Origin of the sequence: Lysinibacillus sp. FSL R7-0073 (assembly GCF_038009065.1) — a bacterium.
Lineage (GTDB): Bacteria > Bacillota > Bacilli > Bacillales_A > Planococcaceae > Lysinibacillus > Lysinibacillus fusiformis.
The window spans coordinates 2,395,853-2,418,240 of record NZ_JBBPAS010000001.1 but is presented as its reverse complement, the minus strand read 5'-3'; the positions used below and the strand labels follow the sequence as shown (position 1 = coordinate 2,418,240).

Annotated in this window: 24 protein-coding genes and 3 pseudogenes; 6 read left to right on the top strand and 21 right to left on the bottom strand. The window is 33.3% G+C overall.

Going from position 1 to position 22,388, the window contains the following annotated elements; all coding sequences use genetic code 11:
- Positions 1 to 233: 233 nt before the first annotated feature.
- Entirely contained in the window at positions 234 to 857 is a 624-nt protein-coding gene (locus tag MKY88_RS11930; RefSeq protein ID WP_328200792.1) for a flavin reductase family protein, read from the bottom strand.
- A gap of 169 nt (positions 858 to 1,026) precedes the next feature.
- Between MKY88_RS11930 and MKY88_RS11925 the strand changes: the two genes are divergently transcribed.
- Both MKY88_RS11925 and MKY88_RS11920 read left to right on the top strand, forming a co-directional pair.
- Positions 1,027 to 1,362, top strand: a complete 336-nt coding sequence (locus tag MKY88_RS11925) for a winged helix-turn-helix transcriptional regulator (protein WP_340813715.1) — start codon at positions 1,027 to 1,029, stop codon at positions 1,360 to 1,362.
- A 946-nt stretch (positions 1,363 to 2,308) separates the two neighbouring features.
- Complete coding sequence (locus MKY88_RS11920) at positions 2,309 to 2,938, top strand: LysE family translocator (RefSeq protein ID WP_328200795.1); 630 nt, start codon at positions 2,309 to 2,311, stop codon at positions 2,936 to 2,938.
- Between the two features lie 133 nt (positions 2,939 to 3,071).
- On the opposite strand, the gene MKY88_RS24595 is transcribed toward MKY88_RS11920, so the two are convergent.
- The 7 genes from MKY88_RS24595 to MKY88_RS11895 all read right to left on the bottom strand — a co-directional run bounded on the left by MKY88_RS24595 (position 3,072) and on the right by MKY88_RS11895 (position 7,059).
- Positions 3,072 to 3,263 carry an IS3 family transposase gene (locus MKY88_RS24595; protein WP_419182572.1) on the bottom strand — a complete coding sequence of 64 codons (192 nt, stop codon included), beginning with the start codon at positions 3,261 to 3,263 and terminating at the stop codon, positions 3,072 to 3,074.
- 177 nt (positions 3,264 to 3,440) lie between these two features.
- Positions 3,441 to 4,037 carry an IS3 family transposase gene (locus MKY88_RS11915; protein ID WP_340813714.1) on the bottom strand — a complete coding sequence of 199 codons (597 nt, stop codon included), beginning with the start codon at positions 4,035 to 4,037 and terminating at the stop codon, positions 3,441 to 3,443.
- Positions 4,034 to 4,162, bottom strand: a complete 129-nt coding sequence (locus MKY88_RS11910; protein ID WP_340813713.1) for a hypothetical protein — start codon at positions 4,160 to 4,162, stop codon at positions 4,034 to 4,036. The genes MKY88_RS11915 and MKY88_RS11910 overlap by 4 nt, the downstream gene beginning before the upstream one ends.
- The gene (locus MKY88_RS11905; protein ID WP_340813712.1) at positions 4,117 to 4,518 is read right to left on the bottom strand and encodes a transposase; all 402 of its coding nucleotides are present in this window, start codon (positions 4,516 to 4,518) and stop codon (positions 4,117 to 4,119) included. Before MKY88_RS11905 ends, MKY88_RS11910 begins: the two co-directional genes overlap by 46 nt.
- Before the next feature lie 408 nt (positions 4,519 to 4,926).
- Positions 4,927 to 5,199: a DUF3888 domain-containing protein gene (locus MKY88_RS24590; RefSeq protein WP_445669182.1), complete on the bottom strand. Its 273-nt coding sequence runs from the start codon at positions 5,197 to 5,199 to the stop codon at positions 4,927 to 4,929.
- A gap of 251 nt (positions 5,200 to 5,450) precedes the next feature.
- Entirely contained in the window at positions 5,451 to 5,897 is a 447-nt protein-coding gene (locus tag MKY88_RS11900; protein ID WP_328200799.1) for a GNAT family N-acetyltransferase, read from the bottom strand.
- Positions 5,898 to 6,204: 307 nt separating this feature from the next.
- Positions 6,205 to 7,059 (bottom strand): M23 family metallopeptidase, encoded by an 855-nt coding sequence (locus tag MKY88_RS11895; RefSeq protein WP_328200800.1) that lies wholly within the window; start codon positions 7,057 to 7,059, stop codon positions 6,205 to 6,207.
- Positions 7,060 to 7,843: 784 nt separating this feature from the next.
- Between MKY88_RS11895 and MKY88_RS11890 the strand changes: the two genes are divergently transcribed.
- Positions 7,844 to 8,164, top strand: a complete 321-nt coding sequence (locus tag MKY88_RS11890; RefSeq protein WP_328200801.1) for a general stress protein — start codon at positions 7,844 to 7,846, stop codon at positions 8,162 to 8,164.
- A gap of 272 nt (positions 8,165 to 8,436) precedes the next feature.
- Here the strand turns inward: MKY88_RS11890 and MKY88_RS11885 are convergent, their stop codons facing one another.
- From MKY88_RS11885 to MKY88_RS24585, 4 genes and pseudogenes are all read right to left on the bottom strand, one after another.
- Complete coding sequence (locus tag MKY88_RS11885; protein WP_193832001.1) at positions 8,437 to 9,381, bottom strand: anti sigma factor C-terminal domain-containing protein; 945 nt, start codon at positions 9,379 to 9,381, stop codon at positions 8,437 to 8,439.
- Positions 9,374 to 9,880 (bottom strand): RNA polymerase sigma factor, encoded by a 507-nt coding sequence (locus MKY88_RS11880; protein ID WP_193832000.1) that lies wholly within the window; start codon positions 9,878 to 9,880, stop codon positions 9,374 to 9,376. The genes MKY88_RS11885 and MKY88_RS11880 overlap by 8 nt, the downstream gene beginning before the upstream one ends.
- Before the next feature lie 525 nt (positions 9,881 to 10,405).
- On the bottom strand, positions 10,406 to 11,173 hold the full coding sequence (locus MKY88_RS11875; RefSeq protein WP_340813707.1) for a GNAT family N-acetyltransferase: 768 nt from the start codon (positions 11,171 to 11,173) through the stop codon (positions 10,406 to 10,408).
- Positions 11,174 to 11,535: 362 nt separating this feature from the next.
- Positions 11,536 to 11,646: pseudogene (locus MKY88_RS24585) on the bottom strand (integrase); the annotation flags it as partial.
- Positions 11,647 to 11,965: 319 nt separating this feature from the next.
- Here MKY88_RS24585 and MKY88_RS11870 point away from each other — a divergent pair.
- Positions 11,966 to 13,375, top strand: coding sequence for a VanZ family protein (locus MKY88_RS11870; protein ID WP_340813705.1), 1,410 nt, complete (start codon positions 11,966 to 11,968; stop codon positions 13,373 to 13,375).
- A 668-nt stretch (positions 13,376 to 14,043) separates the two neighbouring features.
- Here MKY88_RS11870 and MKY88_RS11865 read toward each other — a convergent pair.
- The 9 genes and pseudogenes from MKY88_RS11865 to MKY88_RS11825 form a co-directional block, all read right to left on the bottom strand.
- Positions 14,044 to 15,903, bottom strand: coding sequence for an alpha/beta fold hydrolase (locus MKY88_RS11865; RefSeq protein WP_340813704.1), 1,860 nt, complete (start codon positions 15,901 to 15,903; stop codon positions 14,044 to 14,046).
- A gap of 57 nt (positions 15,904 to 15,960) precedes the next feature.
- Entirely contained in the window at positions 15,961 to 16,527 is a 567-nt protein-coding gene (locus MKY88_RS11860) for a TetR/AcrR family transcriptional regulator (protein ID WP_337990097.1), read from the bottom strand.
- 411 nt (positions 16,528 to 16,938) lie between these two features.
- Positions 16,939 to 17,226, bottom strand: coding sequence for a hypothetical protein (locus MKY88_RS11855; protein ID WP_291759589.1), 288 nt, complete (start codon positions 17,224 to 17,226; stop codon positions 16,939 to 16,941).
- 107 nt (positions 17,227 to 17,333) lie between these two features.
- Complete coding sequence (locus MKY88_RS11850) at positions 17,334 to 18,098, bottom strand: nucleotidyltransferase domain-containing protein (protein WP_328200807.1); 765 nt, start codon at positions 18,096 to 18,098, stop codon at positions 17,334 to 17,336.
- A 295-nt stretch (positions 18,099 to 18,393) separates the two neighbouring features.
- On the bottom strand, positions 18,394 to 19,239 hold the full coding sequence (locus MKY88_RS11845; protein ID WP_340813702.1) for a DUF2785 domain-containing protein: 846 nt from the start codon (positions 19,237 to 19,239) through the stop codon (positions 18,394 to 18,396).
- Entirely contained in the window at positions 19,236 to 19,991 is a 756-nt protein-coding gene (locus MKY88_RS11840) for an alpha/beta fold hydrolase (RefSeq protein WP_340813701.1), read from the bottom strand. Before MKY88_RS11840 ends, MKY88_RS11845 begins: the two co-directional genes overlap by 4 nt.
- Positions 19,992 to 20,213: 222 nt before the next feature.
- Positions 20,214 to 20,405, bottom strand: coding sequence for a tyrosine-type recombinase/integrase (locus MKY88_RS11835; protein WP_340814826.1), 192 nt, complete (start codon positions 20,403 to 20,405; stop codon positions 20,214 to 20,216).
- 230 nt (positions 20,406 to 20,635) lie between these two features.
- Positions 20,636 to 20,863 (bottom strand): hypothetical protein, encoded by a 228-nt coding sequence (locus tag MKY88_RS11830; RefSeq protein ID WP_340813700.1) that lies wholly within the window; start codon positions 20,861 to 20,863, stop codon positions 20,636 to 20,638.
- A gap of 814 nt (positions 20,864 to 21,677) precedes the next feature.
- Positions 21,678 to 21,836, bottom strand: a pseudogene (locus MKY88_RS11825) (DUF1259 domain-containing protein); the annotation flags it as partial.
- Positions 21,837 to 21,846: 10 nt separating this feature from the next.
- On the opposite strand from MKY88_RS11825, the pseudogene MKY88_RS11820 reads away from it, so the two are divergent.
- Positions 21,847 to 22,011: pseudogene (locus MKY88_RS11820) on the top strand (IS3 family transposase); the annotation flags it as partial.
- A gap of 57 nt (positions 22,012 to 22,068) precedes the next feature.
- Positions 22,069 to 22,191 carry a hypothetical protein gene (locus MKY88_RS11815; protein WP_328201079.1) on the top strand — a complete coding sequence of 41 codons (123 nt, stop codon included), beginning with the start codon at positions 22,069 to 22,071 and terminating at the stop codon, positions 22,189 to 22,191.
- Positions 22,192 to 22,388 lie beyond the last annotated feature (197 nt).

Here is a 22,388-nt window from a genome sequence, read left to right as displayed (position 1 = left end):
CCTATTAATGAAAAAAGCACTTCCCTTTATTCTAGGATAGCGCCCGATTGTGGAGCAAAAAAGCCCTAGTTAGTTGAGGAAAATCTAAAAGAGTTAAGATTGATTAACTACTTTTATATCTCAAAAAGTAATTTTCATATTGGGGGCGTATAATAAAGTGGAATCCATGTTAAAAACTTGTGAAAATGAGTTTTAGTAATACAAAATAGAACCCTCTCAGCTAACAAAATGATTTATGTACCTTTTTGTCCGTATGAAAATGAGGGCATCAGTCCCGCAAAGTCTCCTGCCAAACTAGCGAGCGGCTTCCACTTATCGATAGCTATTTTATAGTTTCCTGCATAGATTGCTTCATCTATTTGGACACATTCAACTATTCCTAGCACTAGATTATCTCCACCGACAGGGATAATTTGGTCTAACTTAAGTTCTATTGAGATTGGCGCTTCTCGCACTGCCGGTACATTCAAAACTTTACCATTCTGGACAGTTACTCCTGCAAGCTCAAACTCATTTTTCTCAGCTTCTACACTTGCCGATGTACGATACATCGCTTCTCCAAGCTGCTCAGGTACCATATTAATTATATATTCCTTTACTTCACGAATGTTCGTTAACGTATCCTTAATACTTCCCATTCGTTCATTAACACCTGGTCCTATTGAGATCAAAAGTGTTGGTGGATTTCTAGATGCTACAGTAAAAAAGCTGAATGGTGCTAAATTTAAAATGCCGTCCTTACTTTTTGATGAAACCCATGCAATCGGTCTAGGTATCACAGAGCCAATTAACAATTTATACATCTCATCTTCCCTCAAATCAATTGTATTAAATATGAGTTTCTGTTCTTTAGACATCTATTCATTCTCCTTCAACTTATTTGATTAAGTAATATGTCGACTTTATAATTGAATTATTATTGACTTCTGAAATACTCATAATTCCATCCCAAATTATAAACTTGAATACAAATAAAACTAGTATGCACTTTTTTGTTAGGTACTTACTTTAAGGAGAGTGATGTTATTGCCGGAATTAGATAATAATTTCATAAGTTGCAACAATCAAAGGCCCTTTGACTTTACATTATCGTTAATCGGTGGCAAGTGGAAAATGAAAATAATGTATGAATTATCTTTCGATACGATATTACGTTATGGAGAGTTAAAGCAGAAAATTCCAGCTATCACTCACAAAATGTTAAGTTCTCAGTTAAAAGAACTAGAGAACTCTGGAATTGTTAACAGAAAAGAATACCCTCAAATTCCCCCAAAAGTGGAATACTCCTTAACGCCAAAAGGAAAGAGTTTAATGCCAATATTAGAGGAAATGTGCAAATGGGGCGTAAAAAATCAAATATGAGAATCTTATAAGAGGTAAAAGTGTTATGTGAATCTAAGTGTAGATTTCGGACACACAAAAGGCGCTTAGTTTAGTCTATCCCTTCTTCGAACTGGACAATCTGGAGGCTGGCTATACTTAAATGGCACTAACTCGAGTGAAATTGGGTGAACTTTGCCGATATAGTTGTCCATTTATGAAATGCAGATAGCGTGGGAATGAAGCATTATGGAACTCTATAGTTCGACGATATCCTAGATGATTATTCTCAAGAATAAATTATTTTTCACAGTATGATCACGTCTATTTTCTTGAGGATAAATTATAGCTTTTTTTATTTTCCAAAAGGCAATTAACTATAAAACTCAAGTTTACTTAGCATATAAATAATAGTGTTAAGCTAAATAAGTTTAACTAGAGACCTCCTGAATTGTTACTTAGGGTCACCACTATCCCAGGTGACCCTTAAATATTTTCTGTTCATATTACTCATATTGTTCAGTTGTACCTTTGTAAAAAAGGTTGCTGTTTTATAATAGTGATCGATAACTTTAAATTTACCTCGTTAGCGTTTCTTGGAAAGATTTTTGATATTTATGGTAAAATTAAACATTGTAAAGAAAACTACATAAACTAACAGTGCAGGTTTGTAATAAAAGATTTATCGGAGGGATTTTATTGAATAATAAAAGAGTTGGAATAATTTTCTCATTAATATTCGGTATTTTAACCATTTTAATTGTACTAATACTATTGTCTATTGCGTTTTTCGGCGAAGAAATATTAGAATTTTTTAAAGATGCCCTTTCTGAAGATTATTAGTATGACACGATCCTCAAAGTGTTCAGTAGAATACTCGCCTTTTAAATTTTCTTTTGCGCTGATCCATCAAAAAAATCTTTTATTTTTCTTTCATTTACTTTAATATCGATAAGGGCACCCCAAAAAAAGAGATAGAGGTGCTAAAATGTACGGTATTATTAATTATGAAATGTTTTTATTAACAGGGATATTATTAAATCTAATCCCTGGTGCCGACACCATGTATATAGTTGGTAGAAGTATTTCACAAGGTAAAAGAGCTGGTGTTTATTCAGTATTCGGTATTATTACTGGCTCCTTGGTTCATACTTTATTAGTTTCTTTTGGCTTATCGCTTATACTGACAAAATCTATTGTATTGTTTAATACTATTAAAATTATCGGTGTTATTTATCTAGTTTATTTAGGAATAAAAATGATACTTGATAAATCAAACATAGTTTTTGAAGCGTCATCAAATAAATTAAACTTAAGAAAAATTTATATACAAGGGCTTTTAACAAGTCTAACGAATCCCAAAGTTTCGTTATTTTTTATTGCTTTTCTTCCACAGTTTATAGATGTAAAAGCATCAGGTCCTATTCCTTTCTTAATATTAGGACTTACTTTTACTGCAACTGGACTTCTGTGGTGTTTATTTGTTGCGTATTTCTCTTCTTACGTTACTAAAAAACTAAGAGGAAACCAGAAGGTAGGAATAGTCCTGAATAAGATAACAGGAATAATATTTATTTGTATGGGGTTAAAGCTGCTTCAAACTAAAGCTCCCCATTAAAACTTGTAAAATAGAACAATGCCCCCCTAATGAACAGTCCTTTCAAATGTGAAGGGACTGTTTCTTAATTAATAATAGTTCTTTTACTGCACATTTTCCTTCAAGTATGCAAAACTACTTTTAAAGATGTTAACTAAAAAGACACAACCCCTTTTATAGGAAGGTAGTGACCCCTTAAAGTTAGAGTTTTTATTATGCAGCTAATTGGCTGGTATGTTTTTCGGTAATTTACTGGACTCATGCCGGCCAGTTTTTGTTGAATGCGATCATTATTATAATAACTGATATACTTTTCTATTTTCTTTTGTAATGCTTCGTATGAGATTAATTATTCTCCGTAATACATTTCCTGTTTTAGTAAACTAAAGAAGTTCTCCATGGCCGCATTGTCTGCGCATATTGCTTTACGAGACATGCTTTGGAAAATCCTGTTCTGCCTTAATGTTTTCACCCACGTATTGTGTTGATAGTGCCATCCTTGATCGGAATGAATTGTTGTCCGCTATTCAGCACGTTTCTGAATGATTGTAAGTACTTGTTTAAGTGAATCTAAATCAAAATCTAGGCTCGGCCGTTTTGACATACTAAACCCAATAATTTCACCATTATATAAATCCAGAATTGGATTTAAATATAGTTTTTCATCATCTGTACATTTAAATTCAGTTACATCAGTCACCAATTTTTGAAGAGTATATGGAGTTCTGAATCTACGATTCAAAAGGTTTTTAGCGACTTTCCCAACCATTCCTTTGTAGGATTTATAGCGTGATTTACGTACAAATTTTACACATTTCAATCCTAGCTTTTTCATAATTCGTTGAACTTTTTTATGATTAATTGTGTATCCTTGCGCTCTTAATTCCGCATGAATACGGCGGTAGCCATATCGACCTTCATGCTTTTTAAAGGTTTCTAAAATCAAAGTTTCCCATTTTTCGTTCGAATTTGCTTGTTTCATTATTTTCATCTGATAATGGTATGTTGCTTCTGGAATATCCACTTGTTTTAAAACATCTTTTAATCGGAATCCTTCTTGTTTAAGCTCGAAGGAGATGGCTGCTTGAGCTTTTCGAGGAAGGCATCTGGATTCTCTCAAAAAGCCTTCAACTTTTTTAAATACGCCACCTCTAAACGAAGCAGTTCATTTTCGCGTTCTAGCTGCTCCTCACGTGACATTATTTTTTCTTGGTTCTTCGCTGGTGATTTTTGTTTCTTAGACATAGACGGGTGCCCCTTTGATTTTTTTGCAGGCCCTCTATCCCTTCTTTTAAAAACCGATGATACCAACTAGCAACTAAAGTTGGATCATTCAAGTTAAAGTGAATCGCAGTATCTTGATAAGAAGCACCTGTTCGTTTCATAAAGTTTAATACATCTAATTTAAATTGAACAGAATAAATCTGCTTCGTTATCTTAACGGATAAGCCGCTACTCCCAAACTCTTTAAAAGCACGTACCCATCTCCTTAATGGAGAATCATCTACACCATACTTCTTCGCTATCGATCGATATCCTAGAGAGCCACTTAAATATTCTTGAACCACCATCAATTTAAATTCTTCACTATATTTAGTCAAAAAAAATCACCCCAAAAGTTAGTTTTTTACTCTAACTTTTGGGATGCATTACCGAATTACGCCCGATTGTTGAAGATCGATTTTCAATTTAAGGCCTGTAATTGGAGTATAGGAACGATAAAAAAATAAAGTTTTAAAACGTCAAATATACAGGTTTTTTATTCAAATAACACACCCTGCATAATCTTGAAAAGTACTATGTAGCCCTGTTTATATATTTGCATATATAGCTGTATAAACAATATTCAAAGGAAAATCCAAGAAATGTTGGCTTAACAGCATTTCTTGGATTTCGATCTCTTTCTAAACTTTGATTTGGGAACGTTTAGTAGGTTTAGTTTGTATACGTTATAAATCCTAGTTTCACTAAAGTCTCCGTTAGATAAATTAGATACAATGTATCGAAACTCATTTTTGAATTTTTACTACTGAAACTCCATCTGTGGTTACATGAAAGGTTATTGTAATAGGACCTTCAGGTGGATTAAAAGGACCTGTATACGTATCATACTTTACTTTCACAGTAAAATCATATTGAGAATACCTGCCAGTTAGTCGTTTTATTTCTAATATTTCTGCATTCCAAAGTGCATAACTACGATTTGGGTATTCCTTATTAATTACTTTTCTTGCTTCAGGGTCTAATAAAACTAATAATACATCATATAAATCAGAGTGTATTTTTTCAGCACCGACATTCTCAGCTTCAACTGTATCTTAGTTCGATAACATTACTCCCGTAGCAAATAACGTCAATAGCAAAATGAATAAAACCAAAATAAAGGTAAATTGTTTGTTTTTCATATTATTAATTACCACCTTATTTAATCACTTAAGGTAGTTTGTCCAGTTTATAAAAGTTATCTATTTGTTTAACTAAACTGGCCTTTTACTTTAATAAGTCTAAAAGTCATTGTGGTAAATCCACGTGCTTACAAGGAATACTTAGCTAATTGTTCACCCCAAGATGATAATTCAGTCTCAATAAATCCTGCTTTTTTATATACAAATTTTGCTGTAAGATTTTCAGGATTATATCCAATCATTATTAAAGAAATGTTTGCATTATTATTTCGTTTTATCTCTTCAATAACCAGATATATAGCTTGTTTGCCTATACCTTTACCTTGAAATTCTTCATCAATCATAAGTCTATAAATCCAATAATTATTATCATCAGGGTCTATTCCAAACATAGTAAATCCTATCATTTTATTATCAAGATAAATACCTTTTGCATAGAAATTATCAAGAAATTGAACTTCTGCGATAGAATAAAGGTTGGATGAAATAAATGTTTGTTGTTCTTCTTTAACAGATAATCTAATTGCTTCTTCCCAATTACTTTTGTCAATGGGCTTTAAATAAATTTTCTTCAATCTGATACTCTCCCTTTGAAGGGGAACCACGTAGTTTATGGGCTAATGAAACGTTATCCCCTTGTTTTTTCGCCCAATCAAGTATAAATAATTTCTCATCGACAACGCCTCCTTAAAAGTACAATTAAAATCAAATTATTATTTTTACACCTCACAAACCCATATTTTACAACAGATTTAAGTTTGGTTTTTATAAAATCATTTTCTACCTTTGATCTTCCACATTTGCGCCCGATTATTGAAGATTTTTTTCAACTAAAACCCCTGTAATGTTTATATAAAGCTACCTTCTAAATTCAAAAAGGATTTATTTCACAAAATTCCCTTGAATGAGATCCCTCTTTCCGTTAAAATTGATACGGATACTTTTTGAATTCATGGGGTTTGGAGAGTCAGCTACATGAAAATGGATATGAGGTTCACTGGAATTCCCTGAATTTCCGACGAGTCCAAGCAAGTCACCCTGCTTTACTTTATCCCCTTGCTTCACTACAATTGACTGGTGTTTAAAGTGAACAAGATAACTGAATTCCTCATTTCCATGATCAAGAATAACATAATTACCTAAAGGTTGTTCCTCATTAAATGTACCAACTGGTTGATTGTCTTCTACATTATTCTCCATACTAACAACCACTCCATCAGCAGGTGCCAGGTATTCCTTGCCAAATGCAAAATAGCTTTCATTTAAGGTTGGATCACTTTTGTAGGACCTATTCTCATTCATTATTACAAAATCATAAGCATAGCGTTGATTTTCAAATTCATAATGGTAATTTACCAGCTTGTTCGTACCTCCCCAAAATACGAACCACTCGTCTCGAAAAGGTAAATGTAAATTTGTTTTAGTGAAAATTTCATCTGTTTCGTGATGAACAGCTAGTGGAATCAGCTGTAATGCCTGTATAACGTAATCTACGTCAAAAACTGCAATTATTCCTTTAGTACCACTATCATCAATCCATACATATTGTTTTGCTCCGTTATCGTAAGGAAGCTCAGACTGTAATATAAATTTAGTAATATCTTTATTAAATTCTTCACATAACTCCTGAAACTGCTTTAAGGATACTTCGTTTTGAAAATATTCGCTCATTTGTTTGTACACTTTCTCAAAATTTCCACTAAGTAAAACATCGGATAAGTCTTTTGGCTTCATCATTTTCTCTCCTATATGCAGTTAACTGTATTTAACATAAGTGGTTTAATTTTCACTTATATCTTAAGTACGAATCTGAAAGAATTAAGTTTCACTATTAAACAAACCTGCATCGTTAGGTGAAGAAATTTTCCCAAAGCGTAGTTTGCTACTTATCAAAAACTGTTATTACACTATTTGGCCCTTTCATGAAAAAAGGACACTCTCCTATTCAAGGAAAGCACCCGATTGTGGAAGTTCATTATTTAATTCTCGTTTTAGGATATATACTTTAACTGTTATTACTTTTCCCTTTAATAAAGAATCCAATTAGTGTCAAGATAAAACCAAAAGCTAATATAAATATCTCGTTACCATAAAATCTAATTCCTTCTTCATTTTGAATAAATAATGAGATTATCATTATTGAGATACCAAATAACATTAATTTCGTAGAGCGCATTATCTTACTCCTTCTTATGTAGGTATTAATTGGTTGAACACAATGACCCCTATTTTAACATAATTCCCTCAAATTATTTAAATTCGTTATTCCACAATCTGGCCCTTTAATGAAAACGAGCACTGATCCTTATTACAGAATCGCGCCCTATTCTTGAATAAGGTACAATCCTTAAATAGAATAGTGCCCAATTATAGAATAAAAACTTACAATGTTTTCGAGTTGTTCATTAGTATTCCATTAGTTGTTAATGCCACTCTAACATAATTAAAAACTAAAAAGATGTTTTATTCATTCAATTTAGTGGAATAGATTGAATGTGAACATATATAGGAGGGATAAATAATGACAGTCAAATTGACAGTAGAAAACGTAGTACAGGCGAAACAAGAAGTGGAGAAATTAGAAGCGCAAGGATATCTTCGAGATAACATTTACATCTTTGCGCACTATGAAGAGCGTGAAGATGATATTAACGAAGCACTCGGGACAGAGGAAGCTGGTATTGGCGAGCAAGGGTTCCTGACTTCTATGAAGAACCTGGTGAATTCCCGTGGAGATGAACTCCGCAATAAGTTAGCTTCTGTCGGATTAAGTGAATCGGAAGCTGCTCAATTCGAAAAGGAACTGGATACAGGTAAATTGGTCATAGTTGCCAATAAGTAAAAACAAACCCGGGAATTCAATCCCGGGTTTGTTTTTGATTTTACAAGTCCTCCTCGTATTCCGTGGACTCTGTATTCCAGATAGCCTTTCAACCAAGTCAGTAAAAAAACCATCCTTCTTTATTGTCAATATCTGCTCGAGGACATTTTCATCTTCTTCATTTATGAATCTTTTTCAACAATAGTGCCCTTTAAAAGGAAAAAAAACGTTCCTAAATAAACACGCCCTATTGTGTAATACTCGATAATGCAAACAATATTATTTATTTTATCCTAATAATTTTCAATGACTCCTCCAAGTGAAGTAGCTTTAATGTTAGGATTCTCAAGGATTTCTTTTAATTCATCTTTCGTTCCATAAACGACCACCCCTAATATTTCTACATCCTCTAACTTGATATCTTTCATCTTGTTAAAAGCATTCTGATGATCAGGGGAAATACTCATTTGCAGTAAGTCTAAAAATTGTTCATATTCACCGTCTAAATCATGGATTGAAATATAAGGAGTATTTATCGAGAAACCTAGTGCATCTTTTTCTCTTATAAATGTTGAAGACCAATCGTTTTCTCTTGCCTCTTTTTGAAATTCGTTTAACTGTTCACTACTATATGTGTCTATCCAAAACCATGTCATTTCAGGAAGTTGCATAAAAAGTTCATTTGGTTTGTAAGGTTGGCCAAAGGAAAGTGCTACCTCATAAACTTTGTCTCCCTGCATACTGTTAATCAACTGTTCATCATCTTTATATTGTTTATAAGGTACATTGGGGTGGAAAAATAGCATTTCTCTCCAACCATTTTCTTTATAGCTAAATTGCCAATCTTCACCTGTAATTCCCACGTTTCCACCTGAACTTCTTGAAATTAAAACAGATGGGATTAGACCAAATGAATATTGTTTTTGTTCTATAGCGACCGATTTAATTTTAAAGTCCTTTGAAATTTCATAGTTGCTTATCCCTCCTAATAACCCCCTTGAATCCACGGTTTTACTTATGTATCCATTAGGAGTGCTGAGACGGACATAAGCATCCCATTGCTTAAAAGCCTTTTGGCTAAAATGTGATGAAATAGCTAAATTAGCTATGTTCAAGATAACAAATACGACTAAAGAAACAAAAATAGTTATAATGATCGTCTTCATTTTTCCTCTTCTTACTGCTTTCTTGATTTTCTTTTCATCAAAAAGATAAAGATCGTCTGAAAAATTATTCATGTAGATTCCTCCACTTTTTTTGAAATTCTTTCCTTGCCCGAAATAAATATGTCCTAATCGTTTCTTCTTTCATCCCTAGTAATAAAGCAATCTCTTTATAACTAAGTTCAAGTTCGTATTTTAATAGTAAGAGCTGCTTATAGATTTCTTGAATGCTTTCTAAAATAAGTGAAATTTCTTGATTCATTTCGATATTTAGAACGCTCAATTCAGTATCATGGTTATTTTCAAAATTGTTCCAGAAGCGATGATCATCAATTGAAATAGCTCTCTCTATCCCCTTTTTCTTTAACCGCTTTTTAAATTCATTCATAGCAATGGCAAAAATATAAGAAAGAGCTTTCTCTGAAGGAACACCACTACTATAAGCGATAAATTTCGTATAACTCTCTTGAACAATATCTTCTGCATCTTCATGACTACAACCGTTCTTTTTTAAATAAAAATAAATCATTTTTGCTTGTTTATTGTATATTTCCAACAATAGATGTGAATCCATAGCTCCTCCTTTCAAAGTCTTCATTAATAAAGAGTCCATTTTTGTAAAAAGGTTTACAGCAAAGTTGGAAATAATTTAAAAAATACGGAATACCTGTGTTAGAGTTAGGAACAATAAAAACTGAATTGGTTTATGTGATGGCTAATTCTTATTTAAAGCTACTCTTTTTGCTAAAATAAAAAGCTAGTCTTCTTTTGAAGAATAGCGCCCGATTGTGGAAGATCACTATTCAATTAAAGGCCCTGTAATTGATGTATAGGAACGATAAAAAATGCAGTTTTAAAACGTTAAATATACAGGTTAACACATTGTTTTAACAGCAGTTCTTGGGTTTTGCCTTCTTTTCAAATTTTCATTTGGTAACGTTATTAGGTTTATTTATGTATACGTTATAAATCCTTGTTTAACTATTATCTCTACACGATGATTCTAAAATTAGGACGAGATTAAAAAAGAAGAAAGAGTGTTACCGTAGTAACCCTCTTTCTTAAACCGAAGGACTCTTTAGCTTAATAAGAAATCGCCTTATTCAAATACAACCATTTCTCCGACATCTATAAACCCAAAGCGCTTATAGATATTTTTTCCATCATCTGATGCTTGTAAGACAACGGGTTTTTGTTTATCTTTTGTTTGAGTAAGAAGGTATTGGAACATTTCACTGCCATATCCTTTACCTCTAAATGTTTCTTTTGTCATTACATCATAAATACCATAACTCTCTTTGCTATCTATTAGTAAACCAGTAGATACAGTTATTTCATCGACGCGTCCAATAAACATTTGAATTTCTGAACCTAAATTTACTTCAGAAAACTTATTAAAATAATTTTCTAGCGCATTTTTTTCAGGTGTACCTTCAAATAGGCTTATAAAGACCTCTTTATATTCCTTAAGTTCTTCAAAATTCCCCACACGAGTAATCATAAGCTGATGGGAATTTCTTTGACCGGCATTAAGAGTATTTTCAAGTTTCATCATTACATTACGTTCTGCTTCTTTTAGATTGTATTCTTGCATCAGGTCTTGCCAACCAGCGTTCAAATACCGAGAGTCAATCCACGTACTAAAAGGATAATTTTTAAGAGACATATTTTCTATGCTACTTCTAATATTAAATGCATTTTTTATATGTGACGCTTTCGGCAAAAGTATATTGAATGTATCCGTGGGTATTTCTGTATTCGCCAAAACGAAATCTTCTTCTTTGATAAGTTTTCCATTAACTGCATGAGTAAATATTCTTAATTTTTCTTCCAGATTGTTTATAACTAATTGTTGATTTGCAATCATTTCTTTGCTCCTTCCAATTACATACAGCGCGCGCTTTTTTTATTATAGGGGCAATTTAATAATAATAATACATTGTTCACAATTTTTATATCCTCCCATAATTTTCAGAAAACTTAAAGCACACTTGTTTATGTACTCCATAATCTTGCTAATTGTTAAAAAACAACTTACATTGATGATTATTTTAATTCTTCTTATTCCACTGAAACCTATGGCCCTATAATAAAAAAACACCCATTTCTACATGAGTGTCTTAATGAATGAAAGTTCTTTAAAAGTATTTACTGTATAAATCCTGTCTTAGCTTTCCGCTTAGCTGAGCGTAGATCTTTGTAGTCTCACTCTTTTCATGACCCAGTAAGAACCCTATGTCCTAAACTAGAAGGCTTTAAGTGGTCTCCTGATCGTATTAAATATTCTTTTAATTTATCTGTATTAAATTCGTTCATATCGATATCACCAAAAAATCGCAATAATAGATTGTATTGAAAACAATATGTTTTTAATGTCAAACTAAAAAAATATTGATAGTTCGACTCTAATTAATTAAAAAGGCACTTCCCTTGTTTCCAGGAAAGCGCCCTTTTGCTGAATATCAAGTCGGTGATTAGTCTTTTGCTTGTTAAAGTAAAGCCCCTATTAGTCGAATAACAACGAACTTTTTAAAAACAGCCATTATTAAATACTTAATAACTAAACATACTTCATAAAATCTTAAGTTTTATACTTAAAAAACCTTAAGAATTACTTGCTACAATGAACAAATCAAATTATTTAGGAGGTTACGTTGCAATGGATTTAATTAGTATAGTATCGGGTCTTTTACCGTATGTAAAATATTCTATTTTTATCATCATAATCTTGATAATTGGATACTTAATATATAGAAAATTTTATCAGGGGAAGTATCCAATACACCTTTCTAAATTTGTTTTCATCACTTTACTAATTTGTTGGTTCATTGTTGTATTTGGAATCACTACTCTTAGTAGAGGGGCAAAATATACAGAACAGATTAATTTCAGTCTATTCACCAGTTATGTAAATGCATGGAACAAGTGGTCACTGACTGAATTTCAATTAATCAGCTTTAATATGTTAATGTTTGTACCGTTAGGCGCCTTATTACCGTTGATTCATCATAAAAACAAATCATTTTGGCGTGTACTCGTCATATCAATTACTTTCACGCTGTGTATTGAAATTTCCCAATTGATTACAGGTAAAGGGATTTTTGAATTAGACGACCTTTTGCATAATACCATTGGGAGTTTAGCAGGGTACTTTATCGTGATGGTATTCATTTTATGGACCGAACAACGAAAATTAACATTCATACCGATTGTGAAAGCTATTTCTATTCCACTAGTTTTTATTACGTTATTTGGCGTAGCAAATATGGTATATAACGCACAAGAATTTGGGAATCTGCCATTCAAACCTGCACAAAAGCAAAATATGGAACACATACAGATGCAACTGGAAACTGAACTTTCCAATAAATCACCTAACGCATGTGTTTATTACAATAAAGATGTGAATGATATAAAAAAAGGTAAATTAATTGCCCAATCCATTGCTAAACAATTTAATTTGAAACAACAAGGTGGCATACGGATTGAAGTGGATAATCGTATATTTACATTTCAAGACGATGAAGGCAGTGCCTATTATTTAACTTATTTCATGTCAAATGGTTCTTGGTCCTTATCATTCGATAATATAAATGATGCCCCCCTAAAAGTTGATGTTAAACAGCAAAAGCAACTTTTAGAAAATTGGTTAAAAAATGAAGGATTATTACCTAATAACGCTATCTATCAGCAACAAGATGAACGTACAATTCGATGGGATTTAGCTGAACCAGAGAATTTACAATCCACATGTGAAGATTTCTCTAAGGGTCTGGTTTTGATTAGTCTTTTTAATCAGCAAGTACCCGACATATTATTTGACATCAGTGACAATGAAATGGTTGCCAAAAAGCAATTAATTTCACAACAGCAAGCATACAATGTATTGGTAACCGGAGAGTTTAGCACATACAATCCTTTACAAAAAGGTGATACATTAACGATAACGGATGTTCGCCTAACCTATACTTATGATACAAAAGGTTATTATCAGCCCGTATATGTATTTACCTGCATTGTAAATGATTCAGACTACATAATTGAAGTATTAATCTCAGCTATTCAGTAAATAAAAAACCGAACCGAACTTGCCCAAATAGTAAACACTGAAAAAGTGTAGCTATTCGGGTTTTTTGTTCATACCAGTCATTTATTGAAAGATATTTTTCTTTATCTAATACTATAAGGTAGGTTTCTTTGTTTTCCAATTAACAACACCACCTTCCTAAATACTTTACTAATTCCAGTCTTCAGTATATATAACCTTAGCAAAGCGTCGTTTGTACTTGCAAAATAACTGTCCCTTAACAATCTGGCCCGTTTGTTGAACAAAAACATCCTGCATATCAACACAGGATGTTTAAACAAATTTTATTATAAATGATCGAACTTTGTATTAAATGATCAAACTTTTCTATAAAACTACACAAACCAGCATTTTTATAAATAAAAGAGATATAGATTGACCGGTTCTACAAAAAAAGACCAATTTTTTGTTGGTCTTCAAATTCAAATTATCTTCTATTTACTCAAAAAGAACTCTGTGAAATAGCTTCGTGCTGCTTTTAACGGGAGTTTCCATTAATAATGGTCCTGATTACTATAAAATTTAAAACTATTGGATGTTACTTAAAATAATTGAAATTGTAAAAGGTCAGATAGTTTTTAACACTTGAGACAAGATCTCATCCTTCTTTGGCACAATCTTACTACACGCTATTTATTTATCCCACACTCTCATCTGCTAGTGCTACTATTTTTTATTACCAAATTAGCCGTTTCACTCGGATGGTTAAGAGGAAAATGATGACCATATGGAACAAAATCAACCTTACCCAGATGCGAAGGAGCAGAATAGCCTTTGTCAGAATCCCCCCAAATAATGTGAAGATTATACTTTGTTACTTCATTGAAATCACCTTGAACGTTTTTCGATAGTAAACTGTTAAGCTGAACGGTAGTATTTAAAATTCTAGGAGAAGTAAAACTTTTACTTATTTTTTCAATATAATGTTCAGGGATGCTCTCTATACTTTCAAATAAACCATTACTTAATAAATATCGCTCTATCAAATTAGTAGTTGCCAATTTCAATGTCCATTTGTTCATAAATTGAGGAATATTTATCGATTTAGCATTTTTTTTAGCAATAGGTGGCTGAAGTAAAGTAATTGTATACTTCTTATCTATGTACTTTTGTACTAATGCTTCCAAAAGAATATACGCACCAAATGAATGGCCAATTAGATGGGCACCGTTAGTAGCTTTCTCCAATAACTTTTTTAATACATTCAAATAGATATTTAAAAGATTTTTCTCTCCTTTAAAAGGAGAACGTCCCAAACCTGGAAGGTCCATGATCCATACAGGTCGACCCGTTTTTTCATGAAGCTCTTTCCCTAAAGGAAATAAATCCTCTCCATCACTTAATAAACCATGTAATAAAATAAACGGTTTCCCCTCTCCTTGTAATTGGTAAAGGGTATTGTTATCGCATAATGTTCGCTCAAATAAATGATGATGCTCACCATTTTGATACATCAATCGATAATCCAGATCAGCTACTACGGCAGGGAAAAAGTTCATGACACTCGTCTTCTTAAACCAATCTCCCCCCATCATGTTTTTCACCGAAACATTTGAAAATGTTCGTTTTGTCATAAAATTCAGTCCATCAGAAGGAATGTTTGTTATTTTACTGACTCCACTTTTCATTATTGTTTTCATAAGCGGCATTGGAACAGAGATTTTTGGTGCCCTCATATTCATACTTTCCGACATAACACTTAATAATTCAGCAATGTTCGGATCGTTCTCTTTGTCTTCAACAAGTGTATATGTTTGAATAGCGGGCTGCCCCAATTTGAAAACCTGCACAATAAACTTCGCAAACTCATCGTTTGAAATCAGTGGCAACCTATATCCCTTACCTCCAGGAATCACTGGCATGAGCCCTCTTCGCATACTTGTCACAAGCAAACCTAATCCTGCTATCTGCTCTGTACTCCCAGTTTTACTACTACCGACCACAGTTGGCGGATTAATGACAGACAGCGGATAACCTACTGTTGATGCCTGCTGACGGATATAAAGATCTGCTAAAAACTTTGTTCTCTCATATGGATTTTTTATTTTCAAAAAATCGTTTCCTTCTTTAAACACATCTATCGCAATCTTGCTATTTTTATCATCAAAGGGACTCATATAGCCTACAACATGAATAAATTGTTGCAATCCCTTCAATTGATGAATATTTTTAGCAAATTCACTAATATGTTGGGCACCATTCAAAAATACGGAAGCTGCCTCTTTACTTGTCGCTTGAATATCCATGGGACCACCTGCGTGTATAATCACATCCGTTTTCAATACCAACTCCTTATCTTCAGCACTTAGACCTAAGTCTATTTTCGTCAAATCACCTTCAATAAACTGCATCACTGCCTCTTTTAAGATGCCTCTTTCTTGAAAAATGCGTGTTGCTTTACTTTTCGATCTCACTAATAGAAGAATTGTAACTTGCTCTTCTTTGGCTAATTCCTTCACTAATTGCTTTCCAATAAAACCTGTTCCACCTGTTAAAAATACTGTTCTCATATAAATCCTCCTTTTAGTACTAGTTAGTACTAATTTGATGTAAAAAAAATGCTTCTTTTATCGAAGCAAGTTAAAAAAATGATCTGCTGTTTTCATGATTACTGTTGCATCCTCCAGTGTTTCTGAAATAAATAGCGCGCCTTCAAGATTTGTAATAAAAAGAGATGCAACCTCGTCAATATTTATTGTCTTTCTAAATTCACCATTCTCTACCCCTTGTTTAAGTAATAGAGAAACTTTCGTTTGTAATCCTACAAAAAAAAGACCTATTTTTTCTTTTACTTTTGTGGCATTTGTAGGGCTTTGAATATAAAGCGTAATAAATGGACAGCTCCCCTTATATTCTCTCGTCTGGACTCCTTGTGATAATTGCTTTAAAAACAGTTGGATACGATCTTCAACTAATAATTGGTTTTGAGATAGTAAGCCATCAATTGCAGATTGATACATTTCAATCCAATAATCAACGACCCCTTCCAACAATTCTTCCTTATTAGAGAAGTGATAATACACATTAGACTTTGAAACTTTGCTTACACGAACTAATTCATCCATACTTGTATAAGCAAACCCTTTCTCTAAAAATAATGTTGCAGCTACTTCAATCACACGTTTTTGATTCATTAATTTTACTCTTGTCATAATTAGTACTATACAGTACTACAATAGGTGTCGCAAGTATTTTTGTTAGTTTAATAAAAAAATTGACAAAAAGGCTATACTTTAATTGATTTTACTGCTATTTTAAAGAGCTTTGAGGCAATACCTTTCCCTTTACAATCACTTGATATATAAACACTAACTTCTCCCACTCCAGAATAAACAATCCGTGTAGAGACAGGTGTTGCTTTGAAGTAAAGTTTGAGCAAAAATGCCTCGCAAACCCTTATTTTACGTTAAATAAGAAGAATCCCTTTTGAAAAAAGATTGATCAAAAGGGATTCTTCTTTAGCAGTTTTAAGTTAGGTTTTATAAAAAAGTTGGATTATTTTCTATCTGTGTTGCCCCACAATCGTGCCCGTTTGTGGAATAATTTTATCCACTATATGAAGTCCAAAATCTATATATTTCTTTACCGTCTACCTCAATCTTATCTCTGTGCATTGTTACATGTACATTTGTGTATTCCGCCCATTGTGGTATAAGTTCCGTTAAACAATCAATTACATTTACATCAGGAGTTGCATAACCGATATTTTCTTTTCTTAAAAAACCATTTGAAAAATCTTGATATAATGAGTCCGTCCATTCATAAACTTCGAACTGAGAATCAAAAATACGCTCATCTTCTTGATATTGTCCGTTTACCCAGTATATTTCCATAACAATGTCTCCTCCTAATGAATGCAGTTTTCAATAACACCGAATAAAGACAAAGACCCTTCCCTAGTTTTCCAAGAAAGCGCCCGTTTGTTTAAGAGAATGTTATTTTATAGTTTTTCCTTTCCTAACGAAAAACCTTCAAATAGTCGACCGCCAAATGGTTCTAAAACAATTTCAGTTAGTTGAATAACCTTTCCCTTCTCACCAGTTTTATAAAAGTCATCGAAGGCCTCAATGAATTCTTCCGTAAAATTTACATCATAATGCTTAAGGGCACGTATAATCCATTTCGAAGAACCTATCCAATATCCATTAGTTCTTAAAACGAACTCATGAACAAGATCAGCTAATGAGTTGGCTATAAATAGTCCCTCAGCACGGTTATTACAACCTATAAAATCATCCAGAGCATCAGTTATAAAATACCGTTTTATCATAACTTCTTCTTCCGTCCATTTTTCAGGACCCTTTTTTAAAATCTCTTTGGCCTCTTTTTTTATAGAATCTATTATTCCTTGATCTTTTAATATAATCCCTTCAGATATCATTCTTTGCATAGAAGGTTTGGCCTCTTTATAATCCATTTCGAAAAAATGTTTATAGGAAGTTAAATTGTGAACGAAAATCTCTATTGGCCATCCGAAATCAATGAATGACTCCCTATAAGATGCCATTATATTTTTTTCAAAAATAACAATATCAAGATCTGAGGCATCAGTTTCTTCACCTCTAACAACACTTCCAGCCAATACAGCTCCCTGACAATAAGGAAAGTACTGATTAATAAATCGTTCTGCTGCTTTAATAGGCTTTAACTTCACTATAACCACCCCTGTTTTCACATCATTAAACTTTATCTCCCATTGTACCATCTACTTCAACAATCTGGCCCTTTTCATGAAGAAAGACGCTTTCCTTATTTCAGCAAAGCGCCCTTTTATGGAATAACTTATATTTAACTTCGTTCTACATTTTTAGAACAATAATTACCATTTGATCTACTTTTAATGACATGCAATTAAAAAATCCAAATTAAATATCTTCTAAATAATCCATAAATGTGAACGCACCGCAACCACTCGTCAGCCCATAAAAATTGATGCACATGGTTTAGCTGTATTATAAAGATTGTTCAAAATTCATGGATTGGGATAACGCCTTAATCCTTTAACTGATAGAAAACCTGTTTAATTTTGCCTCAGTGCCAAGTATGGCAGTATTAAGCTCTTTCCCTCGGCTATCTTGTCCCCTTCTGAAATAGAGACTGCGTAAAAAATTCTTGCTGTTCACGCGAGCAATCACCTGACTGCGACTTATCGGCAAATTGCAGCATTGCGCTAAGCAGCTAATCCAATCAGCAATTTCTTGATGTGGAAGTAACTCTTGGTCAATCATCGTATCCACGATATTGACCAACCGCTCATCATCCTCATCACTAAAAATATGTATTCCATTATGTAGCATGCCAGAAATAGCGACAAGAACCTCACGTAGCATTGCAACGCTGCTCTCCTCGCACTGCACCAACTCAACAAAAACATCTGCACCGTGAGACGCGCTGTGAGCCCAGCCTCCTACTGAAAGGTAACCCCGCAGATCCTTCTCCTCATTGTAATAACGGAGCATAACTTGCATTAATTGCTCAATTTCTTCTTGATTTAAAAATGGATTCTGTCTGTGGCGTTGTATAATCAAAGCGATAGGCAAGGCAGAAAACGTCCTTGTAAAAACTGACTGATCCTCCTCGCTGCTAATATTATAGAACAAATGGTTCTCATCAGTCAGAACAGTTAAAAGACTACGTAACTCCTCTTCACTGTACCTATTCTCTTCCTTAATCCACATATAAAACATCGGATAAATCAAGTTATCCCGCAATTCTGGCTGAGGATCGCCAATATATTGAAGTAACAAAGGTAAGAAATCTTGATGCTGCTCACCTTCGCCTAACTGATACTCATTCTCCTCAATTCTTTGTAAATCCTCCATAAGTTTCAACCTTATTTCGCTCACTTTCCCATCTCCTTTAACATTAATAAAATCTCTTCAATTACAATATCAGGCTCATCATGATGTATATAATGTCCACTACGACTAGCAATCCTGAACTTACTTGACGTTGACAGCCATTGGAATTCTGCTTGTAGACTTTGTTCAATTCCTAATATTTCTTGCGAGGGCCATCCATCTTCATTACTATCGGGTAAACCTCTTGTAATAATTGAGAGAGGAATGTCACTTTGTTTTGAATAATCAACAATTTGCTTATAACTCTGTATTTTATCAATTTTCTCACTATTCAACATAGGATTCTCGAAATATTCCCTATTTCCTGCAAGCAGATTTTCTGGTAGAACCTTTTCATAGGCAAGTTCTTTATATTCCGGTGCAGCGTCAACCAAAACCATACCACAGATGTCGAGCGGATAAAGACTGGTATACAATCTGGCGACCAATCCACCAAAGGAATGGCCTACTAATATATAAGGCTTCTCCACGTCAAGCGCTTGCACCAATTCGGAGAGCTCCTCAACAAGATCACAGCAAGTTCGCGGGACAGCTAGGTCTTGTCTACTGCCAATACCCGCCCTGTCATAGGACAAGGTTGACGTTTCATCCGATATTCGGTCTTGGACCTTTTTCCATGTTTCATGGCTATCGCCTAACCCTGCAATAAAGATTACGCTGGGTGTACTTTTACGATATTTATTGAACAGTATACGCCTATCATAGAAATTGATTATCTTTTTATGTTGTATCGTCACTTTTAATCACCTAATTAAATTATAAGCTTTACATTATTATTTCTACAACATAAAAAAGGACCTTTTATGCAACTCAGTAATAATTTGCTAAAGTCCGCCGTCAGTTAAAGTGAGAATCTCGCAATTTTACTCTATATTTCAACAATAATATCCAATTTATCGAAAACGTTCCTCAACAATCTGGCCCTATAACAAAAAAACACCCATTTCTACATGAGTGTCTTAATTGAATAAAAGTTTTTTAAAGTATTTACTGTATAAATCTTGTCTTAGCTTTCCGTTTAGTTGAGCGTATATCTTTGTAGTCTCATTCTTTTCATGACCCAGTAAACTTTGAATGACATCAATTGGCGCACCGTTATTAATCATATGCGTTGCATAGCTGTGTCGTAATTGATGCGGATGTATACTCATTTTTATACTAGCACGATTAACTACTGACAGAGCAGTTATGATAAGGAGATAGCCATTCATTTTAACACCCAGAATAAACTACACAACGAAAATCAGTAAATAAAATAACCCGACGAAGTCAAAAGGACGGGTAACTTTTTCCCGTCGGCATACCCTGGAGGCATAAACATAAATAACCCGATTAGTGTCAGGACCACCAACAACATCAATAAAAATAAAGAATGCCAGCCCTATAAGAAAGTAAACGTGCCTCCAATCAAAAATTCTATTCCTGAACCTAATGATAAACATCCACTAATTAACGTTAATGCCAGTTCCCTTTTAGAGGCTGTCATATATTGATTGGCGATTATCATGGACAAGGCAATGAAAGCACTACCTCCAGTAGATTGAATAATCCTTGCAATGATCACAAAGATATACTGATTTGCTATGGAACCAATAATGGAACCACTCACGAACATACACACACCGAAGATTAATAGGGTAAGAATAGATCTAAAGAGCCTGTTTTGAAAAAAGATTAATCAAAACATGCTCTTATTTAATGCGGCAGATTAAATTCTTTATAAAAAAGTTTGACTATTTTTTAAACCATGGTTGTACTATAGGCTCATTTGTTTAAGTTCAGGCTTTCAATCAGGAGTACAACGACCCGTATGCCAGCCGTGGTCTGTCTATTGCTATATTTTTCAGTCTAGGTCATAGCATGGTGATTTATTTCATTTTAATTTCGCCGTTTCTTATTGCTGGTTACTTGGGGATTCTAATATTTTTTACACGGCGATAAAAGTTATTTGGCACATCCATCTTTTTCCTTAACTTTTTTAAGATGATAAAAGAGTATCAAAAGGCTAATGAAAAACAGAATTTATTAGAAATGATCAAACTTTATTACACTTTGAAATATCCTTATCCAAAGAGGTGAAGCATCGCAACTTTTTATTAACGTCGCGACTTTATTCAAAACTTCGCTTCTTTTTTATAAATCATTAATCTTTATTTTAATTCAACACTTATCAAAACGTTGAACGTTTATCAGTGCCAGTTTCATAAACATTCTTACGATGTACTAAGAATTGACTTGTACCAAAAAGTGAGTATTGAATATCAGGCTCCCTTTATTGGCGAAATGAATCAATTTACAAAGGAAAAAAAGAGGCTACCAAATTAGTAGCCTCTTAAAAGACGTGGTGGAAAACAGGAACATACTATTAAGCTTCGTTGTTTATACACCATTAAACTTCATCTAAGTTTAAGATATTATCCCTTTTACTTTTTGAATAAGCCTGCTGCAACAGCAGCATTAAAACTTCTTCTCGCAAAATCTGTTGGATCCCCCACATTCTCCCAATGCATGTACATTAATCTAGGATTATCAAAAAGCCAATGATTATGCACTGCTGTAACAATAAGACCTCGCCTTTGAAGCTCTTTCATAGCGGCAATGGAGAACTTCTTTAGTTTACTAAAACAGGAAATGTATTACGGAGAACAATCAATCTCATACGAAGCATTACAAAAGAAAATAGAAAAGTATATCAGTTATTATAATAATGATCGCATTAAACAAAAACTGGCCGGCATGAGTCCAGTAAATTACCGAAACTACCAGCCAATTAGCTGCATAATAAAAACTCTAACTTTAAGGGGTCACTACCAAATGCGCCCGATTGTTGAATATCGTTATCAAAGTAAAGCATCCATTAACTTAATAAAGGGTAACGATAAATATAACTTGCCAAATTACTATGTCTATTTTATAGTTGAAGTACTATTTTATTAAAGGGTGAACTTTTTGTTACTGTAGAATTCTAATCTAAATCAACGTTATAGCTAAATTTTGTTGAACAAAACCACCTAATATGGGTGTTATTTGTTGTGCAAAAAAAGCAAGATTAGAATTAGTAGGCTAGTATAAACCTTTAGCGCGACTAATTTTAGTCGCGCTTTTTCTGTTCGTTGATTTAGACAATTTTAATT